This is a genomic window from Actinorhabdospora filicis (genome assembly GCF_030269765.1).
Classification (GTDB): Bacteria; Actinomycetota; Actinomycetes; order Mycobacteriales; family Micromonosporaceae; genus Actinorhabdospora; species Actinorhabdospora filicis.
Genome location: NZ_BSTX01000002.1, coordinates 691,200 through 712,976 on the forward strand (window position 1 = coordinate 691,200; position 21,777 = coordinate 712,976).

Genomic DNA, 21,777 nt, shown 5'->3' on the forward strand with positions numbered 1-21,777 from the left:
GCGGAAAGGGGCCGCCGATGCACGAACCCGCCCAGCGCCCCGGCGCCGCCCCGGAGCTCACCGAACCGGCCAAAGGCCGTGACGGCTCCACCGGCGGAGGGGCACCCATGCCGTCCCTGACGGCCCTGCAGCGCTCGGTCGGCAACGCCGCCGTGGCCGCCTACCTCGCCACCCGCACGCCGGTCGTCCAGCGCGACGGCGGGTGGCATCCGCCGATGGCGGGGCCGCCACTGCCGCAGACCGCGCTGCGGGAGCTGATCGCCACCCGGCCCCTCGCCGAGCTGCCCCGGGTGGAGCGCGCTCTGCAGGACGCCGTCGCCCGCGCCGGAACGACCAGCCGCACTACGCTCGTCCGCGTCGGAACCGACTCCTACGAGGTGACCAGCGACGCCTTCGGGGACCTGATGCGCCTGGTATCGGTCCGCATCGAGAGGACGGCCGTCGAGGAGGCCATCACCGAGCTGCTCACCACAACCTCACGGAGAGCGGGGGACACCGCCGCCCAGCGCGCCTCGGTCGCCGTCAACAACGCGCTGCACACCGCCCTCGGGGCCTCACCCGGCGTCGATCGGCTGATTCGTTTCGAGCTGCCCGGAATCCCCGGGAGCTGGGAGATCCTCAGCGGCGACATCGAGGGACTCGCCGCCCACACCGAACGCGTATTCCGGCTCATCGACCGCCGCAACGAGACCGACTCCCAGATCGCCGCCGGCGAGATCCTCTTCGCGACCGCCCGGCTCGCCATCGACATGACACCGATCCTCGGCAACCTGGTCGCGGCCGGATCCCTCGCCGCCCGTGCCCTCGGACCTGACCCGCGCGACCGTCCCAGCGCCGGAGAATACGCGCTCGCCGGAGCGTCGGTACTGCTCGAAGCGCTCGCGATCGGCGGGTTCTTCCGCGCGGCCGGCCGCGTCGTGCGCGGGACCGCCGAACTGGTCGCCGCCAGCCGGACCCTGGCCGAGACGGCCGGACTGCCCCGGGCACCGGCCCTACGGCTGGCGCGGATCCTGCTGGCGATGGGAGAGGGCGAGCGGGCCGCGATCACCGCGATGGGCCGGCGCGTGCGCCTCGGCGGTCACCTGCGTCCCAGCCAGGTCGCCACCGCGCGGGAGCTCCTCGGCACCGTCGGCCGGGCCGCTCCCGAGACCGAACGCGCGGTCACCAGTGCGAGCGGACGCGAACTGGCACATGGCGCGCCGATGAGCAATCCCCCTTCGCACACCGCCGGTCCACAGTCGCCGCCACCCGCGCCGGTGGGCGCCATGTCGGCCGGGGCGATGTCGGCGGTGCCCGGGGTGGGAGAACTGGAGGCCGGGGCGGCCGACCTGGCTCTGGAGGCCCGCCGCCTCCTCTACCGGCTTCCGAATCCCACCACCGCCGTGGAGGAACGCGTTCGCATGCGGCTCCAGGAGGTCCTCGACTCCGCCCCGCGCCTGGCGCGGGAGGCGCGCGAGATGGCTCCCCACGAGAGGATGACCCCCGGTGAACGGGCGAGGTCCGACGCGGTGATGCAGCGTCTTCGTGGCGTGGTCTGGCGCACCGAGCGCCGGCTGGCGCAACTGGCCGAGCAGAGCCTGGGCGTCTCCGGGCATGACGCGCTGTGGCGCCGCTACCGCGACGTCCTGCGCACTGATCCCGTCCTGGCCGCCGAGGTCGCCGCGCTGCCCGGCGACGCCGCGCTTCCGGCCGCCCTGGCCGCCGACCCGGCCCTGCGCACCAGGCTTCAGGGGCTCGCCAGACGCCTCGCCACCGCCGCCGAGGGAGGGATTTCCCGGGCCATCGAGGAGGCCCGGAGCCTGCGACTGCCCAGCCAGATGCGCGGCTCACACCGCTGGGCCGTGGCCGCCGATGGACGCGAGGTCCTCTCCGGTAACCCCGCGCCACATCTGCCGGGCGGTGAGACCGGAGCCGGTGAGGACCTGATCGCGAGGTTCGGTATCGCCGATGTCGACCCCAATCACGCCGAGGTCAAACTCATCGCCGAGGCCGTCGACGTCTTCGCCGTGTCGGGCGTGGTTTGCGAGCAGTGCCGCAACTTCCTTCGTGCCATGGCGCGCAGGTGGCAGCGCCCGATCGTGGTCTGCGATCCCGAGGCCGTGCTGGTCTTCCATCCCACTCGGGAACCTCGCGTCATCCCGCACTGACCCGCCGACGGAGGCCCGTCCCGGCGGGGCGAGTGTCCATTCAGGACGCGGCTACCGGCTGGACGTGCGGCCGTCCCCTCATGGGAATCCGTGACACCTCTCGCTCCTCGGGTCATGGGTCCGGCCCGGGGAGGAGCGGGACCAACGTGGCGGATCCTCCTGCCCCGGCGGGTGTTCCAGCACATCGGCCGAGGGTGACCGGAGATGCCGGTGATGCGATCACGAAGCGGTCTCGGCTCGGCCGGTCGGCGCCGGCGGCCTTGAGATGCCGATCATCGCCGGACATGATGGGCGTGTCGCCGCAAAGACTCGCGAGGAGCGCCAATGCAGCCCCATTCACCACAGCCCCAGTACGGTCCGCCCCCCGGCGGCCCCGCGCCGTGGGGCGGTGCGCCCGGACGGGCGAGGGCGAACGCCGCGGCGGCGCTGACGGCGGGCGTCCTCGCCCTGATCACCGCCGGGCTGCTGGTCTGGTTCGTGGTCATCAACATCGGCTACGGCACCTCACCCGAGGGCGGCTGGTCGGCGCTGACGGTGCAGAACGTGTTCAGCGGCGTCCTCGGGGCGGGCGCGCTGCTGGTCACCGGCGGGCTGACCTTCGCCCGCAGGGTTCCCGGCGCGTGGGCGCTGGCCGGGCTGTGCGCGCTCTACGTGGTGGCGACGTTCGCGGCGCCGCTGCTGCGGGGAACGCCGTTGCGGGATCAGATCACCTGGATCTTCGGCTTCGACAAGAGCAACGGCGTGGCCGTCGGGCTGACCATGATCTTCGGCATCCTCACCGCTACCTTCGCCGCGATCGCAGCCGGTGCCAAGACCTATGAGCCGACGGGTCGTTGATCGGCGCCGGTGAAGCGGCCCCCTCCATGACCTATCGGATCGAGCCCGGCGTTGTCCCGCCAAGGTGACCTGATCCCCGCAGAACGCGGCCGGATGGCTTGGGCGGCCTTCGTTTCACTCACCCGGGACATCGATCGTTGTTACGGTGAGTTCATGGCGCATCCCTTCCGAGGCAACGATGACCGGCGGCCGAGCGATGACGACGACGTCGAGGAGGCCGGTGAGCGCGAGGCGCGAAACCGCGCCGCCGACCAGGAGGACCCCGGCGAGCGTGCGCCCGACCGGGTCAACGGCCACGATCCCCTTGATCGAGGCGACGCCTCCGGCCGTCAGGACACCGGCGACACGGACTGAGCCGGGTACGCACCGACAAATACTTTTGTCTTGACAACTTGGGTCGTCGGTACTTATCGTCGAGCCATGCTCGAAGTAGCCGTGATCGACGACCCGGCCGCCGCCGGATCCACACTGGACCCCATGCGGGCCCGGCTGCTGGCCGAACTCGCCGAGCCCGCCTCGGCCACCATGCTGGCCGCACGCGTCGGACTCGCCCGCCAGAAGATCAACTACCACCTGCGCGAGCTCGAACGACACGGCCTCATCGAGCTCGTCGAGGAGCGCCGGAAGGGCAATGTCACCGAACGCCTGGTGCGCGCCACCGCCCGCTCCTACGTCATCTCACCGGCCGTACTGCCCGCCATGGCACCCGACCCCGGACGCTCGGCCAACCGGCTCTCCGCGCGCTGGCTGCTGGCGCTGGCCGCGCGGCTCGTGCGCGACGTCGGCGTCCTGATCGCCGGTGCCGACAAGGCGTCCAAGCAGGTGGCGACGTTCGGCCTGGACGCCCAGGTGCGCTTCGCGAGCCCGGCCGACCGCGCCGCCTTCACCGGGGAACTCGCCGGGGCCGTGGCCGCACTCGTCAGCCGCTACCACGACGAGAACGCCCCCGACGGCCGCGACCACCGCGTCGTGCTCGCCCTGCACCCCACCGTCGCCGCGGACGACTGACATGTCCCACGACTTCGAGGTCGCCGACGAGATCACCCTGGACGCCACCCCGGACCAGGTCTGGGACGCCATCGCCACCGGCCCCGGCATCGACTCCTGGTTCATGGGCCGCACCACCATCGAACCCGGACCCGGTGGCACCAACACCCTCGACATGAGCGACACCATGGGCTTCGCGCAGACCTCGGCCATCACCGCCTGGGAGCCCGGCAGGCGCCTGGCCTTCCGGGAGGACGGCCCCGGCGGGACCTTCTCGGCCGTGGAGTACCTGCTGGAGGGCCGCCAGGGCGGCGGCACCGTCCTGCGCTTCGTTCACGACGGCGTCCTGGACGGCGACTGGGACGCCGAGTACCACGAGAGCATGCGCGTGGGCGACCTGATGTACCTCCGGCAGCTCGCCGCCTACCTTGAGCACTTCCCCGGCCGCCACGCCACGCGCAACCTGTTCCTGCCCGGCCCGCCCGTCGCCGGCGAGCGGCGGGTGTGGACGCGGTTCGCCGACGCCCTCTCGCTGACCGGCCCCATCACCGTTGGCGCGCCCATCCGCCTGAACGTGCCCGGACTACCGGCCACCGGCGGGACGGTGGAGTTCGCCATCGAGCCGCGCTGCGTCGGCGTGCGCACCGCGCACGGGATCCTCACCCTCATCAAGGGCCACCGCGACGTCCTCGTCGTCGGCTACCACGGCTTCAGCGACACCGAAGACGAGCGCGAGATCGCCACGGCATGGCGCTCCTGGCTCGCGGCCACCCCGAACTGAACGGAGCACCGCCATGCGCAAGCTCATCCTCGGCTTCTACGTCTCACTCGACGGCAAGAGCGCCGACGCCGACAACGGCATCCGCGACGTGATGACGTCCATCGACGACCCCGAGCAGGAGGAGTACTTCGTCAGCCGCCTCTGGGAGGCCGGCGCCTTCCTCATGGGCCGCAACACATATGAGGCCATGGCCGGATACTGGCCCACCGCCGACCACCCCTCCGCCAAGCCCATGAACGCCATCCCCAAGGTCGTCTTCTCCACGACCCTCCAGACCGCCGATTGGCCCGAGACCCGCATCGCCTCCGGCGACCTCGCCGAGGAGATCGCCGCGCTCAAGGCCGAGCCCGGCAAGGACCTCGTCGCCGCCGGCGGGACCGCGTTCCTGCACTCGCTGATCAAGCTCGGCGTCGTCGACGAGTACCGCCTGTGGGTCCTGCCCGCCGTCACCGGCACCGGCGCGGCCCTGTTCCCCGAACTCGACGCCGCGCTGAGGCTGCGGCTGGTCAAGAGCACGGTCTTCCCCGCCTCGGGGATCCTCGAACTCTGCTACGCCCCCGCCGACGCATAGCGATGCGGGCGTCCCCATCGTCCCCAAGGGACGCCCGAACGCCCACGCCGCCACGGGACGGCCGGGCCGACGTGTGGCACAGATGCCGTAGGGCAATAGGATCGTGCCATGACGATGCGGGACGGAACCCACCACGTCGTCGTGCTGGCCATCCCGAGCGTCCTCGCCCTCGACATCGGCATCCCCGTGCAGGCGTTCGGAAGCTGGCCCGGCGGTCCCTACACGCTGACGGTGTGCACCGAGACGCCCGGGGCCGTCGCCATGCACGGTGGACCGGGACTGGCGGTCACCGACGGACTCGACGCCCTGGAAACCGCCGACACCGTGATCGTCCCCGGCTACCTGGAACCCGACACCCCCTCCACCGCGGTCATCACCGCACTCGCCGAGGCGGCGGCCAGGGGCAGCCGCATGGTGTCCATCTGCACGGGCGCGTTCGCCCTCGCCGCCGCCGGTCTCCTCGACGGCCGCCGCGCCACCACCCACTGGCGTTTCGCGGCGGCGCTGGCCGCGCGCCATCCGCGGGTCACGGTGCGGCCCGAGGCCATGTACATCGACGAAGGGGACGTGCTGACCTCCGGCGGCGTCACCTCCGGCATCGACCTGTGCCTGCACCTGATCCGCCGCGACCACGGCACCCGCGTGGCCAATCAGCGCGCGCGGCTGCTGGTCGCCGCACCCCACCGCGCGGGCGGCCAGGCCCAGTTCATGGACCTGCCGGTGCTGCCCGACGCGGGCGGCGGCCCGGCATCGCTGTACGACTGGGCCCTGCACCACCTGCACGAGCCGCTCACCGTCGATCAGCTGGCACGCCGGGCCGGCATCTCGCGCCGCACCCTCATCCGCCGCTTCCACACCGACACCGGACGGCCGCCCATGCGCTGGCTGCTCGACGCGCGGCTCGGCCTGGCCCGCGAACTCCTGGAATCGACCGACCTGACGGTGGAGGCCGTCGCCCGGCGCTGCGGCCTGGGCACCTCGGCCAACTTCCGCACCCTGTTCAAGGCCCACGTCGGAGTACCGCCCCGCGCCTACCGCGAAACCTTCGCCACGGCCTGACCGTCCGGCCCGGGCCCGGCTACCGGCCCCACGGCGAGGAGTCGGCCGCCAGCTCCAATGTGGTCACACCGTCGCCACGGCGCTCACGCAGCAGCTCGCCGCCGATGGAGTAACGGGGCGCCGCCGCCTCCGAGCGCGCGGCCCGTTCCACGATCGCGTCGACCAGGGAACGCACCATGTCCAGGCGGGGATAGGCGGCGTGGATCTCGGCCTGCCGCGCGGAGGCCAGCTCGGCGCGGCGCCCGAAGTCCAATCCCACGCCCTCGCGCGTGAGATACGTCAGCAGCCCCCGGCGCTCGGCGATGCCGGGGGAGGTGTGCAGGGCGATGGCCTCCCACACCCGGTCCACGTCGGCCGCGGGAACCCGGTGCTCCCGCAGCACCGCCGCCGCCAGGTCCGCGCCCTCCACCTCGAAGCGGGCCTCGCCCTTGGCGAGGTCGCCGGTGCCCAGATCGTGCAGGACCGTCGCGGCGAACAGCAGATCGCGATCGTAGGCGGCGTCCTCCAGACACCCCTCGTGCTCGGCCACGAGCTGCGCGAAGAGAAAGCTGCGCACACTGTGGTTGAAGACGGGAGTGGTTTCGCAGCCACGTGCCGCCGAGACGACGGCCTCGGCCATCGGGCCGGTCGGAAGCTCCAGCGAGATGCTCATGTGGAGAGGCTAGGAATCCCGACGCGGCCGCGACAGTGGCACGAGTGCCACCTGCCGCAACCATCGTGCCACTCCAGGCGGACGTGGCCGCGGCAGTGCGGAGGGTGGCACCCGCGCACCCGCCTGCGGCCTCGCGCCGATCCGTCCGCTGTGGACCGAGCCGACCCCGGGCGACGGGCGGCGATGCTAAACCATTTCCCCGAAAAAGCAGTCCGCCAATCGCGCCATTCCCGCCATCAATGGTGCCGTATTGGCGCACGGTTCACATCCGCATTCATTCACCAATCCAGACCTCGGTGAATGTCCAAAGTTCACATTCTGCTTTCACCGAATGAATCCCTCATGGACGGCCGTATCCCGGCCGAGACCTGCGCAGTCGACCACACTCGACGGCCCGGGACGCTACGGGATCACAATACGGAAACCCTCGGCGGGCTAGCTTTCCAGGGTGTGGAATACCCATTTCGTTCGGCCTGACCTGGTCAGGGAAACGCTCACCGCGGTGACCGCCGGTCGCGGTGCCGTGCTGGTCGGACAATCGGGAACCGGCCGCACCAGCATGATCGAACTGGTCGCCCGCCAGCTGCCCGCCGCACGCCACGCCGTCTACCGCGCCACCGCCACCGAGATCGGCCGGGTGATCCCCTTCGGGGTCTTCGCGCAGCTGCTGCCCGACACCGGGGGAGGAGCGCTCAACCCCGGCCAGATCCGCGACCAGCTGATCCTGCGCGGACGGCCGCGCACACCACTGCTCGTCGTCGACGACACCCACTGGGTCGACGCGCAGACGGCCAACACCCTCCTCGGGCTCGCCCACGACGGGCGCATCCGGCTGCTGCTGACCACCCGCGAGGACGTGCACGTCCCCGACGCCGTCGTCGCGCTGTGGAAGGACCGGCACCTGCGTCGCATCGACCTCCCGCCACTGGGCGTCGACGAGACCACCGCGCTGCTGCGCTGCCGCCTCGGCGGCGCACCGGCCTCCACCACCGCGCACCTGGTGCACCAGTGGACCGGCGGGAATCCGCGCCTGGCCACCGAACTGGTCCGCCACGGCCTCGCGATCGGCGCCCTCGTCGAGGAACGCGGACTGTGGTGGTGGCGCGGCCCGATCAGCGTCCCACCGCAGCTGGCCGAACTCCTGCCGCCCGAGCCACGGCGGCTGAGCCCGGCGCAACTGGACGCCCTGGCCGCCGTGGCCGGAAGCAGCCGCCCGCTGGCGATCGTCATCGTCGACCGCATCGCGCCCAAGACCGTCGACACCCTCGAAGACCTCGGACTGCTGCAGACCGCCGAGGCCGACGGCGAGGTCGTGGCGCGCTTCGCCAACCCGCTGATGCAGCAGCTCGTCTGGTCCCGGACCTCGCCCCTGCGCCGCAAGCGCGTCGCCACCGCCATGCTCCGGCGAGCCCAGGGCGTCGAGGCCGACCCGCTGGTCGTCCTCCAGCGCCTGGAGACCGGCGCGGCCGTGCACGCGGGCAGCCTGGCCCGCATCGCCCGCGGACTCCGCCCGCACAGCCCCGAGATGGCCGCGCGCATGGCGCGCAAGGCCCACCACGGACACGGGGGAGCCGCCGTCGCCCTCGCCGGAGCCCTCGCCGAGTTAGGCGCCACCCGCGAGGCCCAATCGGTGCTGCACCAGGCCATCGTCGCCCACCCCTCGGCCACCGGGCGCGCCCTCATCGCCGCCGCCCTGGCCATGCACCGCTGCCTGTGCGAACGCGACCCGGACGCCGCCCACACCGACCTGCGCGCGCTCCGCGAGGCCGCCCCCACCGCCGCGCTGGACGCCATCGACGCCACCGGCGCGATCGTCCTGCTCCTCGCCCAGCGCACCGGCGACACCCTCCGCACCCGCCGCGACCGGCCCGCCACCCTCACCCACCGCCTCGCCACCGCCACCGCACTGGCCCTCTCGGGCCGCACGAGGGAGGCCGCAGCGTCCTGCGCGAGCCTCACCGCCGACGCGGCCCCCGAGCAGACCGGCCTGGCCCTGGCACTGGAGGCGCTCATCGGCCTGTGGCGCGAGGGCCGCGCGAGGCCACCGGCCACCGACCCGCTCCTGGGCCGCTGGCCGAGGACACCCGGACCGGTACCCGGAACCCCACTCCACTCGGTCGCCTGGCCCCTGTTCACCGGCTACGCACTCCTGTCCTCCGGCGAGTTCGCCAAGGCCACCGGGCCCCTGCGCGAGGCCCTCACCCAGCAGGCGACGGGACTGCGGCCCTTCCGCTCGGAGGCCGCCGCCTGGCTCGCCGTCAGCCTGGCCGCCACCGGCGAGCCCGAGGCCGCACAGGCCATCCTCGACCACGAGCCACCCGACGCCCTCGCCCTGCTCCCAGGCCTGCGCCCATGGGCGGCCGGTGCGATCGCCGCAGCCCGGGGCGACATGAAAAGCGCCCGCCACCACCTGGACGAGGCCGCCGGCCACGCGCGGGCCGCCGAGGCCTACAGCGTCGAACTCCAGTACCTGACCTGGTCGGCATGGTCCGGCCACGGCCAGCCCGACGAGCTCACCGAGCAGATCCCCCCGTGCCTCGCCCGCGTCGACGCACCCCGCCTGCTCGCCGAGGCCCACGGCGGGCTGGCCCTGCTGTCCCGCGACGGGCCGGGCCTGTTCGCCCAGGCCGAGACCCTGGCCGAGATGGGACTGCACCGCCGCTCCTGGCGACTGGCCGAGACCGCCGCGCAACTCCTGTCGGCGGGCGATCCCGGCTACGGCGCGGCCGCCGCCCTCACCGCACGGCTGCGCGCGGCCCTGGGCATCACCTCCACCGACGCCCCGCAGGCCGCGCTCACCGTCCGCGAGACCGAGGTCGGCGCCCTCGCGGCTACCGGACTGTCCAATCGCGACATCGCCGCCCGCCTGGTGCTCTCGGTCCGCACCGTGGAGAGCCATCTGGTGCGCATCTACCGCAAGCTCGGCGTCGGATCGCGCCAGGAGCTGCGCGTGCGCTGGTTCGGTCAGGTGTAGGAGGCCGCGTGCAGGGTGTACATCCGCGCGTAGCGGCCGCCCAGGGCCATCAGCTCCGCGTGGGATCCGTGCTCGACGAGACCGCCCTCGTGCAGGACGACGATGATGTCGGCGGCGCGCACCGAGGTCAGCCGGTGGGAGACCACCACGGTGATCGGCGCCGGGCCGCCGTTGGCGCGGGTGCGCATGAGCGCGCGCAGGACCTCCGCCTCGCTGTCGGGATCGAGGCTGGCGGTGGGCTCGTCCAGCATGATCAGCCCCGGTGCCAGGGGCATCCGGCCCCGCGCGAGCGCCAGCTTCTGCCACTGGCCCGAGGACAGGTCGGTCCCGTCGGGATAGGTGCCGCCCAGGCGGGTGTCGAGTCCCTCGGGCAGGCTCGCGACCATGTCGGCCGCACCCGCCGAGGCCACCGCGGCACCGATGGCGTCCCGGTCCTCGATCGCCGACAGGCGCCCGACGCCGACCGATTCGGCCGCCAGGAGCTCGAAGCGGCAGTAGTCCTGGAAGACCGCGGTGCTCGCCGCGCGCCACACCTCCGGCGCCAGCTCGGCCAGATCCTTGCCGCCGACGGTGATGCGGCCCTCGCTGGGGGCGTACAGCCCGGCCAGCAGCGCGACCAGCGTCGACTTCCCGGCGCCGTTGTCGCCCACGACGGCGACGGTCGACCCGGCCGGGAGCCGCAGGTCGATGGGCCCGAGTGCCTGTGAGCCCTCGCCGGGGTAGCGGAAGACGACGCGGTCGAAGACGACGTCACCGTGCTCGGGCAGCTCGCGATCGGTCCCGGAGGGGCGTCCGGTGGCGCGGGCGGCCAGGCGCCGGTAGAGGACCACGGTGTCCAGCGAGCGCCGCAGCCACCCGATCAGCCAGGACAAGCCCGTGGTCGCCCCGACAAGCCGCGTCCCCAGCAGCAGCACGAGGACCGCCTCACCCGCCGAGGCGCGATGGGCGACCACCGACCACGTGACCAGCGACAGCCCGCCGATCAGCGCCGCGCAGAACAGCAGCCAGCCACCGGTGACCGCCCAGGTGCCCCGCGCGTGGGCGGCGTCGCGTCCACGCGCCGAGGACGCGAAGGCCTCCCGGTGGCGGTGGGCGATGACCTCACCGAGCCGGTAGAGCCGCACCTCGGGCGCGGCGGAGGGATCGGTGGCCAGGTCCAGCAGCGCCTTGCGCTCCCGGTCGGCGCCCGCCCCGGCCTTCTCGGCGGCCGCGATGAGGCTCGCCTGACGGCGGGTGGCCAGCGCCAGGGGGAGGATGCACAGCGGCAGCAGCGCCAGCAGCGGATTGACCAGGGCGATCACGAGCACCGCGGTGAGGAAGCGGGCGAGCATGCCGCAGTTCTCCACCAGCGCGGCGAAGGCCCCGCCGAACTCGGTGCGCCGCTGGCGGACCAGCTCGGCGTCGTCGAGGAAGCCGGGATCGTGGTAGTGGTCGATGTGGGCGGGGCCGGAGCAGAGGTCCATGAGGCGGCGGTCGAATTCCAGGCCGACCTTCTGCTGCAGGAACCGGCGCAGGTCGGTGGCCACGGCGCTGGCCTGGAACACGAAGACGGTGACCGCGATGAGCACCAGGCCGCCGGTGAGGGCCGCGCCCAGGTCGTGGGCGACCGCGCCGTCCACCATCTGCCGCAGCCCCAGGGCCTGCCCGGCGGCGACGATGTTGAAGAAGGGGATCAGGACCATGACGAGGATCGCGCGGCGCGGGTCGGAGCGGATCGCCACGCCGATCACCAGGCGCGCCGCCGACAGCCAGTTAGACATGGTGGACTCCCTCGGTCTGGGTGAACGGCGCCGACTGGACACCGAACATCCGCGCGTAGCGGCCGTCGGCGGCCAGCAGCTCCTCGTGGCCGCCGAGCTCGGTGACGCGGCCGTCGCCGATCACCGCGATGCGGTCGGCGAGGCGGACGGTGGCGAAGCGGTGGGAGACCAGGATCGTGGTGAGCCCGGCGGTCAGCTCCAGGAAGCGGGCGTAGAGCTCGTGCTCGGCCATGATGTCCAGGTGCGCGGTCGGCTCGTCGAGGATCAGCACCTTCGCGCCACTCCGCGCGGCGTAGAGCGCGCGGCTCATCGCCAGCCGCTGCCACTGCCCGCCGGACAGGTCGGTGCCGTTCAGGCGGGCGGTGGTCAGCAGGGTGTCCCAGCCCTCGGCCAGCCCCCGCTCGACGCCGAGGAACCCGCCGCGCCGGGCGGCGTCCTCGACCGCCTCGGCGCTCGCCGGCTCCTCGATGGCGCCGAAGGCGATGTTGTCGCGGACGGAGAACGGGTAGCGAGCGAAGTCCTGGAAGACCACCGCCAGCCGCCGCCGCCAGCTCACCGGGTCGAGGCCGGACAGGTCGGTGCCGTCGACGCTGATCCGGCCGCCTCCGGGCTCGTACAGCCCGGCGAGGAGTTTGATGATGGTGCTCTTTCCCGCGCCGTTGTCGCCGACGATCGCCAGCGACGAGCCCGCCGGGATCACCAGGTCCAGGCCGTCCAGGACCGGCTTGTCGCGTCCGGGGTAGCGGAAGGACACGCCCTCGAAGCGGATCTCGCGCGCGGGCGTCCCGGCCGCCGGTGCGCTCGCCTTTGGACGGTCGCTGGCACGCAGCGCGCCGATCTTCAGCGCGGCCGGGACCGCGGCGGCGGCCAGGCGCAGCCGCCCCTCCGGGTCGCCGATGTAGCCGAGGGCGAACATGCCCAGCAGCGCCTGCAACGTGATCGACAGCGCGCCCGCGGTGAGATTCCCCCGGGACGTGCTCAGCGCGAGGGGGATGATGACGGCGAGGTGCGCGGCGAGGAGCAGCCCGCCGGCCAGGTAGTGCTGGCGCAGGTCGGTGGTCTTGCGGCGCATCGCCACGATCCCGTCCCACCACTCCCGGGTGAACCGCGCGACCACCCACTGGCTCAGCCCGAACAGCCGCAGCTCCTTGGCCGCCGGTGCGGTCACGGCCAGATCGCGCAGGTAGGACGCGTGCCGCAGCTGCACGGTCTGGGCGGCGTTGGCCGCCACCGCGCGCGCCATGATCTGGTCCTGGCGGAGGCCGACGATGATCCAGGCCGCGCCCACCACGACCGGCATCCACCACTGCCCGGCCCACCCCAGCAGCACCCCGCACGCCAGCCCCGACAGCCGCATCGGCAGCAGCGTCGACAACGCGTCCACCGCCTCACCGGGGGAGTGCCCGCCGACGCCGAGGCCGCGCGCCTGCTCGATGGCGTCGGCGACGTCCGGATCGACGAGATGGGCCACACCGTGCGGACGCAGCGCGCCCTCGACGGTGCGCTGCGCCATGAAACCGTCGACGGCCGCGCTCAGCTTCGCCGTCACCATCCCCCGCACCGGCTCCAGCGCGAAATCGAGCACGAAGGCCACACCCAGCAGGACCAGGCCCAGCCGGACGGCGCCGGCCGCGGCGTCCGGCACGGTCAGCGCGGTGATCAGCCGCCCGATCGCCAGGGGCAGCAGCACCACCCCGGCCACCCGCGCCGCGATCAGCAGCGCCAGCAGCGCCGAGAGCCCCGGGCTGATCCGGGGCAGGACACGGATGAGAGGGAAGACGCCACTGGCGGCACTACCGCCCCGGCTCGCCTTGGTCGACACGATGGCCTGCTCCTGCCTGGGGGAATGGGGGTGTGCGGAGACCGGGGCACGGTGGCCGCCCCATACCGGAGGCGGCCACCGCGTCCACGTTTGAGACCGTTACGCGCCGACGTCGGGGTACTTGCGCATGACCGTCACCTCCTCCATGGATGCCGTGCAGCGAAGGCTAGGTGGCACGGGGTTCGCGCGAATCCGTAGCCGAGTACGCAAACCCGCCCCCACGGCTACGCAGTGTCGCCCCCGCGAGCGCGCCCATGAGGGCCGCCGACTAGGTGCTCCACGGTGGATTTGCGTGCCGCGCTACCGATGCCCGACCCACCGGCCACTCCTAGCCTTCTGGCGCATGACCACCGACTCAGGACCGAACTTCCTCATCTGGGACGTGACCTTCGCCTGCCCCCTGCGCTGCACGCACTGCTACACCGAGTCCGGCCGGCGGCGCCCCGGCAACCTGAGCCACGAGGACATGGTCAAGGTCGCCGACGCGCTCATCAGCTTTCGTCCCACCCAGATCAGCCTGTGCGGAGGTGAGCCCCTGACCGTCCCGCGCATCCTGGACATCGCCCGCCGCTTCCGCGACAACGGCGTCAAGGTGCTCATCTACACCAGCGGCTGGAACATCCCGGCCGAGACCATCACCGAGATGGCCGACGTCCTGGAGAAGGTCGTGGTCAGCGTGGACGGCGCCACCGCCGACGTCCACGACTACATCCGCAGCCGCCCCGGCTCCTTCGACCGCGCCATGCACACCCTGGGCCTGCTGGACGCCGAGAACGACCGCCGCCGCGCCCAGGGCAAGCCGGCGATGCGCTTCGGCATCGACACCGTCATCGTGCGCAGCAACTGGCACCAGGTCGACGACATGGCCGCCCTGGTGGCCCGCTTCCCCAACCTGACCGAGCTCCATTTGGGCGCGGTCGTGCCCACCGGGCTGGCCAGCCGTCCCACGTTCAACGAGCACGAGATGCTCTCCGACGAGCAGGTCAGCGACCTGAACTCCGAGGCGACCAAGGCGCGCCTCCAGGCCGCGGCACCGGCCACCGTCAAGGTCAGCACCACCGACAACTTCGCCGTCCAGATGCACCCCGACTTCATCGCCACCCACCCCGGATTCCGGCCCCTGGAGGTCGAACCCGACGGGGAGGTGCGCGCCATGCCCATCTACGAGGGCACCGTGGGCAGCCTGCTCACCGTCGACCCCCAGGAGCTGTGGCGGCGCTCCCGCGCCCGCTGGGACGACCCGTGGGTGGTGGAGACCCTGCGCGGCGTCACCACCCGCCAGGACTGGGCCGAGGCCGTCCGCCGCATCGACTACCGCTTCGGCTCGGAGGAAGTGCGCGCCCGCATCGACAAGCGGCCCGCCTTCGACCCGGGGGAGTCGCGGCGGCTCACGCTGCGTCCGGCGACGACGTAGGCGAGCCTCGGCGGGCGAGGATGAGACTCACCAGCGTCGTGGCCGCCATCACCGCGACGCCGACCAGCGCCGCGGTGGTGTAGGCGCCCTCGTCCGGGAAGAGACGGCCGGTACCGGCGGCCAGGACCAGGCCGCCGATGGCGCTGCCCAGGGCGTACCCGACGCTGCGGACGACGTAGTTGAAGCTCATCGCGCTCGACGTCTCGCTCTTGGGCGTGACGGCCAGGATGACGCCGGGCATGGCGGCCGAGAACCCGCCGACACCGAGACCCAGCACGCCCATGGCCACCAGCAGCTCGGCCGGGCTGGACCGCGCCACGGCGAAGAGCACGAACCCGCCGCCGACGATGGCGGCGCTACCGGCCAGGAGCGGCGGGCCGCTGATCCGCCGCCGGAGCCCGGGCGTGAGCCTTCCGGCGAGGAATCCCAGCGCGGAGAACGGGATGAGGACCAGCCCCGCCACGAAGGTGGACAGCCCGAAGCCGTAACCGGCGCTCCGCGGCGTTTGTGCGTAGCGGGTGATGAGCGTGAGCAGGAGGTACATGCCGCTCCCGCCGACGAACATGGCGATGTTCGCCCCGGCGACCGCCGGATGCCGCATCGCCCGGACGTCGACGAGCGGCGTCCCGGACCGCAGCTCGACGACGGTCCAGACGCAGAGCAGCAGCACGGCGGCGACGGCGAGGGCCACCGCCACGGCGAGGTGGCGGCTCCACAGGCCGCGCTGCCCGGCCAGGAACAGCACGAGGAACAGCCCGCCCGCCAGGACGAGCGCACCGGCGACGTTCACGTGGGCCGACCGGCCTTCGGGAGCCGCGGGCACCGAGCGCCACGCGGTCACCAGGGCGACGGCGGTGACGAGCAGGCCGAGGCCGTAGGCGGCCCGTGGCCCGCCCAACTCGGCGAGCAGCGCCGCCAGCGGGTAGCCGACACCGGCGCCGATGATGGAGACCACCGAGATCAGCGCGATCGCGGCCGCACCGCGCTTGTCGGGAAGATGGTCGCGGGCCACGCCCATCATCAGCGCGGTGAGCCCGAGCCCGACGCCCTGGGCCGCCCTACCGGCGAGCAGCCACGCGAAGGGCAGTGGCAGCACGGTGAGCGCGCTGCCGGCGACGACGATCGCCAGCGTGACCAGAATCGTGGCCCGCCGGTGCGCGCCGGCGCCGAGCCGCCCGAGGACGGGGGTGGCGACCGCGCCGCTGAGCAGGGCGATGGTCAGCGTCCACTGCGCACTGTCGAGGGAGACGCCGAACGCGGTCGCCACGCTGGTGATGAGCGGCGTCCCGAGGCTGGCGACGGCGGCCACGACCAGGGCGATGAACACCAGGGCGGGGACGAGCAGCCGCGGCTGTGAACGGGTCGGGGCGGTGCTCACCGCCCCGGCTCTTCCCGGCCTTCGAGCTCGGCCAGACGCAGCAGCGCCGGAAGCGCCGCCGCCAGGGCCCCGACCTCCTCGGCGGTGAGCTGGTCGATCAGCCGCGCGTAGGCGTCGACGCCCGCCCGGCGGCGCGTGCGGACGTAGGCCGCCCCGGCCTCGGTCAGGGACACCAGCGTGACCCGCTTGTCGGACGGATCGCCCTTGCGCTCGACGAGCCCGGATTCCTCCATCACCCGGACCAGGACGGTCATCGCGGGCTGGGTGACGCCCTCGGCGACCGCCAGGTCGGTGATCCGCCGCGGGCCGGTCTTGTCCAGGGTGGCCAGGGTGGCCGCCGAGGTCAGGCTCATGTCGCGGGGCAGGCGCCGCACGGCCCTGGTGGCCAGGCCGTAGAGGGCCGACCCGATGGCGGTGGAAGCGCCGTGCCCGGCGTCTCGGCGAGTCATGCCAGAAGCATAACCGATTTATATGAAGCCTTTATGTATTGCTCGGCCGGGGTTCCCTCACCTCGTGCTGCCGGTCGCCGCGTCGGCGACGGAGCGGACCTGGTCGGCATAGGCGGGCCACACGCCCTGCGGCAGGTCGTGACCGACACCCGGGGACGTCACCAGCCGCGCGCCGGGGATCGCCTTGCTCAGCGCGCGTGCCGCGCTGGTGCGCAGCAGCGGATCGGCCTCACCGTGCATCACCACCGCCGGAACGCGCAGTTGTGCCAGGCGTCCGCCGCTCCACTTCGCGCCGAGCTGGCGCCCCTGGGCGGCGTTGTCGCGCAAGGGGTTGGAGTCGTCCCGCTTGACGCGCGACAGGGCGTCCTGCTCATCGAAGGGGTAGCCGGGGGAGGCCACCGCCCGCAGGAACGCCATCCCGAACGCGATGTCGCCTTCCGGGGTCTCCGGGAAGCGCATCCGGGACAGCTTCGCGACGAAGCCGAAACGTATGTAGCTCAGCAGTTTCAGCCGGGAGGCGTCGCTGGGAACCGCGGCCGAGGTGGTGAGGCTGAGGATCCGGTCCGGGTGGCGCATCGCGACGCGCTGGGCGATCAGGCCGCCCATCGAGTGCCCGAACAGGTGCGCCCGCTCCCAGCCGACGGCGTCCATGACCGCCGCGGCGTCATCGGCCATGTCCTCGGCGGCGTAGGCGGGAGCGCGCTTGCGGAACTGCGAGATGACGGGATTGGCCTTGGCGGCCGGGAAACGGGTGGACTGCCCGGAGTCGCGGTTGTCATAGGACACGACGTGGAAACCGCGGCCGATCAGTTCCCCGGCGAACCCGAGCGGCCACCACAACCGGGTCAGCCCGGTCCCCATGACCAGCAGCAGTGGCTCACCGCCGCTGCCGCCGAGGTCGTCGTAGGCGATGCGGACGTCGCCGTTGTGCGCGTATCCGGTGGGTTGGGGTGACATGTCGTCCTCCAGAGTTTGCGAACGGTGTTCCCGAACCATAGCCTTCGGGTACGCTGTTCGCAAACGCCGCGAGGGATGAGATGACCACCGACACACCGATCTGGCTGCGGCCCGAACGCGCCGCCACCGGCCGCCCCGCCGAACGCAGCCGCGCCGAGGTCACCACCGCCGCGCTCGCCGTCGCCGACCGGGGCGGCCTGAGCGCGGTGTCCATGCGCAACGTCGCCGACGAAATGGCGACCGGCGCGGCCTCCCTCTACCGCTACGTCACCGGCCGCGAGGACCTGCTCGACCTGATGATCGACGCCACCGCCGCCGAATACCGATTCACGCCACCCACCGGCGACAGGGTCGCCGACCTCGTCGCCATCGGCGAGCAGGGCTACGCGATCATGATGCGGCACATCTGGCTCGCCGAAGCGGTCGTGACCCGCCCGGCCCTGGGTCCCAACGGAACCGCCCTGCTGGAGCACTTCCTCGACGTCCTCGCCGGCCACCCCGCCGACGGCGGCGTGAAACTGGAGATCTTCGCGCTCATGAACGCCACCGTGGCGACCTTCGCGCGCAACACCCTCGCGGGAACGAGCGCGAGCGTGGCCGCCCAGGCGACCTATCTGCGCCACGTGGCCGCCGCCGGAGGGCATCCCCGCATCGCCGCCCTGCTGTCCACGGAGCTTCCCGGCGCGGGCGACGCCGATGCCCGCAGGCGGGCGGCGCTGAGGGCGGTCCTGACCGGCCTGCTGGAACACCGGTAGCCGGACGGCGGCGACCACGCCCCGCGCTCAGGCCTCCTGGTGCGGCTTTCCCGACCGCCGGCGCGGCCCGGTCCCTGATCACGGCGCGCGACAGGACAACCCCTCGGCGAGATCGCCGACGGCGTCGGGATCCAAGAAACTCTCCTGAGCCGACGAGTATCCGACACACGACTGGCACTCGGGGTGCCGTTCTCTCACGCTCAAGGACAGAGAGACGGCCGGGCCGCTCGAACGAGTATCGAGCGGCCACCCGATTCCAGCGGGGGCCGCTCGTCTCCAGCGGCTTCGACGACCTCAGGAGAACCCCAGCATGGCAGCCCGACCTCCGAGCGAACAGCAAAAAGGCGACAGCGGCCTCATGAGTACCCGCACACTGCTGATCGTGCTCATCGCCACCGGCTCCGGCGTGGGCATGGCCCTGGCCGGGCAGCTCTACCTCGCCGTTCCCACCGCCATCGCCGTCCTCGGCGGCCTGCACGCCATCATCGGCCGCTGATCCGGCGCACCACCGCCCACGGACCCTCGCGCCGCAAGAACCGTGGGCGGTGTCCCGTACCGGACGCTCAGTCGCGCGACACCAGCCAGCCGATGCGCAGCTCCTCCGCCGCAGGGCGGAACGTCGCGGTGAGCTCGGCGCGCTCGGGATCGTCCTCGCCCAGGCCGTCGGCGAGCAGCGCCTGCGCCGCCACGCTCTGCGGCCGCGCGCCCAGGGCGGCGCGCAGGTGCAGCGAGCGGCGCAGCATCGCCAGCCGCTCGCCCGGTTCCCTGTGCGGGGCCAGGTGCCGGATGATGTACGACTCCAGGAACCCGTCACCGTCGCGGACCGCCACCGCCAGGGACGACTCGTAGAGCGGGATGGCGCTGGCGGCGTCCTCGTCGATGTTGTCCAGCAGGACGGCCAGGTGGTACTCCGCCCACGCGCGCGTCTTCTCGTCCCCCGCCTCGGCCGCCGCGCGGTAGTGCGCCTCGGCGGCCTCGCGGTCGTCCTCGCGCGGATCGTGCTTGAAGAGCAGGCGGCTGTAGGCCAGGCGCGCGGCGAGCAGGTGCGCGGTCGGTGAGGCCGGATCCAGGGCGGCGACGGCCTTCTCGGCCGTCTCGTGGTCCTCGACGCGGAAGAACCAGCGGTCGACGGCGATCTCGGCGTACACCTCGCGATCGCCGTCGGGTCCCAGGACGGCCAGGGCGGCGTCCCATTCGCCGAGCATATGCAGACGGCGGGCGATGTAGGCGTCATCAGATATCATGGCGCCTACAGTATGGGCGAGAATGTAGGCGGTCAAGTGCAGTACGGTAACTACATCGGGAACGTGACACAGCTGGCCGTCGAGCTGGCCAACACCGGAACCCTCGACCAGGACGGCGAACTGGTCACCGCGTTCTTCACCCAGCACGACATCACCCCGCCACCCGGCGGCGACTACGGCGACCTCCCCGATCTCGTCCGCCGCGCCCTCGCCCAAACCGTCGACGGCACCGAGCCCGAGGCCGTCCGGGAACTACTGCGCGACTACCCGCCCGAGATGCACCTGTCCGACCACGACGGCACCGGCGCCTGGCACGTCCACTTCGGACGCAACGGCACCCCCGCCCGGGACTGGCTCGGCCGGCTCACCGCCGCCAAACTCGCCCTCATCGTCGCCGGAGACCCCGCCGTCACCCTCGGACGATGCGCGGCGAGCGGATGCGGGAACTTCTTCGTCGACCAGTCGCGCAACCGCACCCGCCGCTTCTGCTCCAACGCCTGCGCCAGCCGCACCACCGTCGCCGCCCACCGTGCCCGCACCGCCAAAGGCTCCCAGCCCGGCACCTGAGATCACCCCGCACCGTACGGTGGTGGCGTGAACACCGCACCAGAGCCGGGCGCCATGATCCACACCGATCACCCCTTCGCCACCCCCGAAGGCGACCGCGACCCCGCCCGCCGCCTGCGCGGCCGCCTCACCGCGCCCGTCACCGTGTGGACCTCCGGCAAGACCGGCCTGACCGTGTCCTCGATGATGGTCGCCGCGGGCGAACCGGCCTCGGTCTGCGCCCTCCTGGACCCCGACAGCGACCTCGCCGAGACCCTCGGTGACAACGGCCGCGCCGTCATCAACATCCTGCGCTGGCCGCACCGCACCCTCGCCGACGTCTTCGCCGGACTCCACCCCTCACCCGGCGGGATGTTCCGCACCGGCGACTGGACCGACGGCCCCATCGGCCCCATCCTGGCCGACGCCGCCGGAACCGCGCTGGTCACCGTCACCGACCGCCGCCCCCTCGGCTGGAGCGACCTGATCACCGCCACCATCGACGAGGTCACCCTCCCCGAAGGCGCCGGCGACCTGCTCGCCTACACCCGCGGCCGCTACCGCAACCTCGGGCAGTGACCACACGGGGTGTACCTGGGTACACCCCGGCCGGGCACCTCACTCCAATGGCGACCACCCGATTCCCGGGCATCGTCGAGCCGTCCCACACCGACGGCGAAAGCGACACCCATGCACCCCCGCCCACCCCTGGCACACGTCCTCCTCCCGGCCGCCGCCTTCTACACCATCGCCATCCTCGCCTCCGGCGCGCTGGCCTCGATCCAGCCCGCCACCCACATCCCCGGCGAGGTCCTCCAGCTCGTCCAGCTCGGCCCGGCCATCGCCGTGGCCATCCTCGCCCTCCTCTGGCGCCGCCGCATCACCCCCGCCCTCGCCGGAACCATCGGCGGACGCGCCCGCCCCATCGCCGTCCTGCTCACCGGACCGGCGATCATCGCCGCCGCGTCCGCCGCCTACGCCCTCATCCGCTCCCGCAGCGGCTTCGAGGCACCCGAGCACCCCTTCGCGCTCATCGCCGTCGCCCAGTTCGCCGGAGCCTGCGCCGAGGAGATCGGCTGGCGCGGCCTGCTCCAGCCCCTCCTGCGCGCCAGATTCGGCCTGCTCACCTCATCGGTCACCGTCGGGGTCATGTGGGCCGCCTGGCACGTCCAGGTCTTCGCCCAGGACCCCCTCTACGCCGCCTCCTTCGTCCTGGCCGCCGTGTCGATGTCCGTCGTCCTCGGCATCGCCCTCGACCACAGCGGACACCGCCTCCTGCTCGCCGGGACCTTCCACACCCTCATCAACCTCGGCATGCTGCTGTTCATGGACGAAGAAACCGGAGCCGTCACACCCATGGCCCTCTTCGCCGCCTCCTGCCTGACCGCCGCCATCGCCTACACCCTCAAGGCGCGGGCTAGCATCCCCCGGACGTGAAAGGGGA

Annotated in this window: 21 protein-coding genes; 14 read left to right on the forward strand and 7 right to left on the reverse strand. The window is 72.7% G+C overall.

Translation table 11 applies throughout. The annotated features are described in order from the left end of the window. The first annotated feature begins 17 nt into the window (after positions 1 to 17). The 7 genes from QSK10_RS15930 (at position 18) to QSK10_RS15960 (ending at position 6,382) form a co-directional block, all read left to right on the forward strand. Entirely contained in the window at positions 18 to 2,147 is a 2,130-nt protein-coding gene (locus tag QSK10_RS15930; protein WP_285663597.1) for a serine/threonine-protein kinase, read from the forward strand. Positions 2,148 to 2,471: 324 nt separating this feature from the next. After that, positions 2,472 to 2,984 carry a hypothetical protein gene (locus QSK10_RS15935; RefSeq protein WP_285663598.1) on the forward strand — a complete coding sequence of 171 codons (513 nt, stop codon included), beginning with the start codon at positions 2,472 to 2,474 and terminating at the stop codon, positions 2,982 to 2,984. Between the two features lie 153 nt (positions 2,985 to 3,137). Beyond that, positions 3,138 to 3,338, forward strand: coding sequence for a hypothetical protein (locus QSK10_RS15940; RefSeq protein ID WP_285663599.1), 201 nt, complete (start codon positions 3,138 to 3,140; stop codon positions 3,336 to 3,338). Positions 3,339 to 3,404: 66 nt separating this feature from the next. Beyond that, a complete protein-coding gene (locus QSK10_RS15945; protein ID WP_285663600.1) occupies positions 3,405 to 3,992 on the forward strand; it encodes an ArsR/SmtB family transcription factor in 588 nt (195 codons plus the stop codon). Between the two features lies 1 nt (position 3,993). Then, positions 3,994 to 4,752, forward strand: a complete 759-nt coding sequence (locus QSK10_RS15950) for an SRPBCC family protein (RefSeq protein WP_285663601.1) — start codon at positions 3,994 to 3,996, stop codon at positions 4,750 to 4,752. A 13-nt stretch (positions 4,753 to 4,765) separates the two neighbouring features. Further along, positions 4,766 to 5,323, forward strand: a complete 558-nt coding sequence (locus tag QSK10_RS15955; protein ID WP_285663602.1) for a dihydrofolate reductase family protein — start codon at positions 4,766 to 4,768, stop codon at positions 5,321 to 5,323. Positions 5,324 to 5,431: 108 nt separating this feature from the next. Beyond that, positions 5,432 to 6,382 carry a GlxA family transcriptional regulator gene (locus QSK10_RS15960; RefSeq protein WP_285663603.1) on the forward strand — a complete coding sequence of 317 codons (951 nt, stop codon included), beginning with the start codon at positions 5,432 to 5,434 and terminating at the stop codon, positions 6,380 to 6,382. 19 nt (positions 6,383 to 6,401) lie between these two features. Here the strand turns inward: QSK10_RS15960 and QSK10_RS15965 are convergent, their stop codons facing one another. After that, positions 6,402 to 7,034 (reverse strand): HD domain-containing protein, encoded by a 633-nt coding sequence (locus QSK10_RS15965; protein WP_285663604.1) that lies wholly within the window; start codon positions 7,032 to 7,034, stop codon positions 6,402 to 6,404. Between the two features lie 502 nt (positions 7,035 to 7,536). Between QSK10_RS15965 and QSK10_RS15970 the strand changes: the two genes are divergently transcribed. Then, entirely contained in the window at positions 7,537 to 10,008 is a 2,472-nt protein-coding gene (locus tag QSK10_RS15970) for a helix-turn-helix transcriptional regulator (RefSeq protein WP_285663605.1), read from the forward strand. Here the strand turns inward: QSK10_RS15970 and QSK10_RS15975 are convergent. Together QSK10_RS15975 and QSK10_RS15980 are read right to left on the reverse strand one after the other, a co-directional pair. Further along, on the reverse strand, positions 9,999 to 11,768 hold the full coding sequence (locus QSK10_RS15975) for an ATP-binding cassette domain-containing protein (protein WP_285663606.1): 1,770 nt from the start codon (positions 11,766 to 11,768) through the stop codon (positions 9,999 to 10,001). The genes QSK10_RS15970 and QSK10_RS15975 overlap by 10 nt on opposite strands. Next, positions 11,761 to 13,590: an ABC transporter ATP-binding protein gene (locus tag QSK10_RS15980; protein ID WP_285663607.1), complete on the reverse strand. Its 1,830-nt coding sequence runs from the start codon at positions 13,588 to 13,590 to the stop codon at positions 11,761 to 11,763. Before QSK10_RS15980 ends, QSK10_RS15975 begins: the two co-directional genes overlap by 8 nt. A gap of 343 nt (positions 13,591 to 13,933) precedes the next feature. On the opposite strand from QSK10_RS15980, the gene QSK10_RS15985 reads away from it, so the two are divergent. Further along, on the forward strand, positions 13,934 to 15,004 hold the full coding sequence (locus tag QSK10_RS15985) for a radical SAM protein (protein WP_285663608.1): 1,071 nt from the start codon (positions 13,934 to 13,936) through the stop codon (positions 15,002 to 15,004). On the opposite strand, the gene QSK10_RS15990 is transcribed toward QSK10_RS15985, so the two are convergent. The 3 genes from QSK10_RS15990 to QSK10_RS16000 are packed head-to-tail and all read right to left on the reverse strand — an operon-like array spanning position 14,979 to position 17,788. Further along, positions 14,979 to 16,382 carry an MFS transporter gene (locus tag QSK10_RS15990; protein WP_285663609.1) on the reverse strand — a complete coding sequence of 468 codons (1,404 nt, stop codon included), beginning with the start codon at positions 16,380 to 16,382 and terminating at the stop codon, positions 14,979 to 14,981. The genes QSK10_RS15985 and QSK10_RS15990 overlap by 26 nt on opposite strands. After that, positions 16,379 to 16,831, reverse strand: a complete 453-nt coding sequence (locus QSK10_RS15995; protein ID WP_285663610.1) for a MarR family winged helix-turn-helix transcriptional regulator — start codon at positions 16,829 to 16,831, stop codon at positions 16,379 to 16,381. Before QSK10_RS15995 ends, QSK10_RS15990 begins: the two co-directional genes overlap by 4 nt. A 57-nt stretch (positions 16,832 to 16,888) precedes the next feature. Next, a complete protein-coding gene (locus QSK10_RS16000) occupies positions 16,889 to 17,788 on the reverse strand; it encodes an alpha/beta fold hydrolase (RefSeq protein WP_285663611.1) in 900 nt (299 codons plus the stop codon). Between the two features lie 80 nt (positions 17,789 to 17,868). Here QSK10_RS16000 and QSK10_RS16005 point away from each other — a divergent pair, with 80 nt between their 5' ends. Then, entirely contained in the window at positions 17,869 to 18,543 is a 675-nt protein-coding gene (locus QSK10_RS16005) for a TetR/AcrR family transcriptional regulator (RefSeq protein ID WP_285663612.1), read from the forward strand. Between the two features lie 358 nt (positions 18,544 to 18,901). Next, positions 18,902 to 19,039, forward strand: a complete 138-nt coding sequence (locus QSK10_RS16010; protein WP_285663613.1) for a hypothetical protein — start codon at positions 18,902 to 18,904, stop codon at positions 19,037 to 19,039. Between the two features lie 67 nt (positions 19,040 to 19,106). Here the strand turns inward: QSK10_RS16010 and QSK10_RS16015 are convergent, their stop codons facing one another. Next, positions 19,107 to 19,787, reverse strand: a complete 681-nt coding sequence (locus tag QSK10_RS16015; RefSeq protein ID WP_285663614.1) for a hypothetical protein — start codon at positions 19,785 to 19,787, stop codon at positions 19,107 to 19,109. Between the two features lie 36 nt (positions 19,788 to 19,823). Here QSK10_RS16015 and QSK10_RS16020 point away from each other — a divergent pair, with 36 nt between their 5' ends. From QSK10_RS16020 to QSK10_RS16030, 3 genes are all read left to right on the forward strand, one after another. Then, complete coding sequence (locus QSK10_RS16020; RefSeq protein WP_285663615.1) at positions 19,824 to 20,354, forward strand: CGNR zinc finger domain-containing protein; 531 nt, start codon at positions 19,824 to 19,826, stop codon at positions 20,352 to 20,354. A gap of 27 nt (positions 20,355 to 20,381) precedes the next feature. Continuing rightward, positions 20,382 to 20,912: a flavin reductase family protein gene (locus QSK10_RS16025; RefSeq protein WP_285663616.1), complete on the forward strand. Its 531-nt coding sequence runs from the start codon at positions 20,382 to 20,384 to the stop codon at positions 20,910 to 20,912. Positions 20,913 to 21,023: 111 nt separating this feature from the next. Further along, the gene (locus QSK10_RS16030) at positions 21,024 to 21,770 is read left to right on the forward strand and encodes a CPBP family intramembrane glutamic endopeptidase (RefSeq protein ID WP_285663617.1); all 747 of its coding nucleotides are present in this window, start codon (positions 21,024 to 21,026) and stop codon (positions 21,768 to 21,770) included. Positions 21,771 to 21,777 lie beyond the last annotated feature (7 nt).

Coding starts and splice junctions, on each gene's coding strand:
- QSK10_RS15995 (WP_285663610.1), bottom strand. CDS start 16,831: ATGACTCGCCGAGACGCCGGGCACGGCGCTTCCACCGCCATCGGGTCG.
- QSK10_RS16010 (WP_285663613.1), top strand. CDS start 18,902: ATGAGTACCCGCACACTGCTGATCGTGCTCATCGCCACCGGCTCCGGC.
- QSK10_RS16005 (WP_285663612.1), top strand. CDS start 17,869: ATGACCACCGACACACCGATCTGGCTGCGGCCCGAACGCGCCGCCACC.
- QSK10_RS15945 (WP_285663600.1), top strand. CDS start 3,405: ATGCTCGAAGTAGCCGTGATCGACGACCCGGCCGCCGCCGGATCCACA.
- QSK10_RS16015 (WP_285663614.1), bottom strand. CDS start 19,787: ATGATATCTGATGACGCCTACATCGCCCGCCGTCTGCATATGCTCGGC.
- QSK10_RS15940 (WP_285663599.1), top strand. CDS start 3,138: ATGGCGCATCCCTTCCGAGGCAACGATGACCGGCGGCCGAGCGATGAC.
- QSK10_RS16030 (WP_285663617.1), top strand. CDS start 21,024: ATGCACCCCCGCCCACCCCTGGCACACGTCCTCCTCCCGGCCGCCGCC.
- QSK10_RS15935 (WP_285663598.1), top strand. CDS start 2,472: ATGCAGCCCCATTCACCACAGCCCCAGTACGGTCCGCCCCCCGGCGGC.
- QSK10_RS15950 (WP_285663601.1), top strand. CDS start 3,994: ATGTCCCACGACTTCGAGGTCGCCGACGAGATCACCCTGGACGCCACC.
- QSK10_RS16000 (WP_285663611.1), bottom strand. CDS start 17,788: ATGTCACCCCAACCCACCGGATACGCGCACAACGGCGACGTCCGCATC.
- QSK10_RS15985 (WP_285663608.1), top strand. CDS start 13,934: ATGACCACCGACTCAGGACCGAACTTCCTCATCTGGGACGTGACCTTC.
- QSK10_RS15955 (WP_285663602.1), top strand. CDS start 4,766: ATGCGCAAGCTCATCCTCGGCTTCTACGTCTCACTCGACGGCAAGAGC.
- QSK10_RS15965 (WP_285663604.1), bottom strand. CDS start 7,034: ATGAGCATCTCGCTGGAGCTTCCGACCGGCCCGATGGCCGAGGCCGTC.
- QSK10_RS15975 (WP_285663606.1), bottom strand. CDS start 11,768: ATGTCTAACTGGCTGTCGGCGGCGCGCCTGGTGATCGGCGTGGCGATC.
- QSK10_RS15930 (WP_285663597.1), top strand. CDS start 18: ATGCACGAACCCGCCCAGCGCCCCGGCGCCGCCCCGGAGCTCACCGAA.
- QSK10_RS15960 (WP_285663603.1), top strand. CDS start 5,432: ATGACGATGCGGGACGGAACCCACCACGTCGTCGTGCTGGCCATCCCG.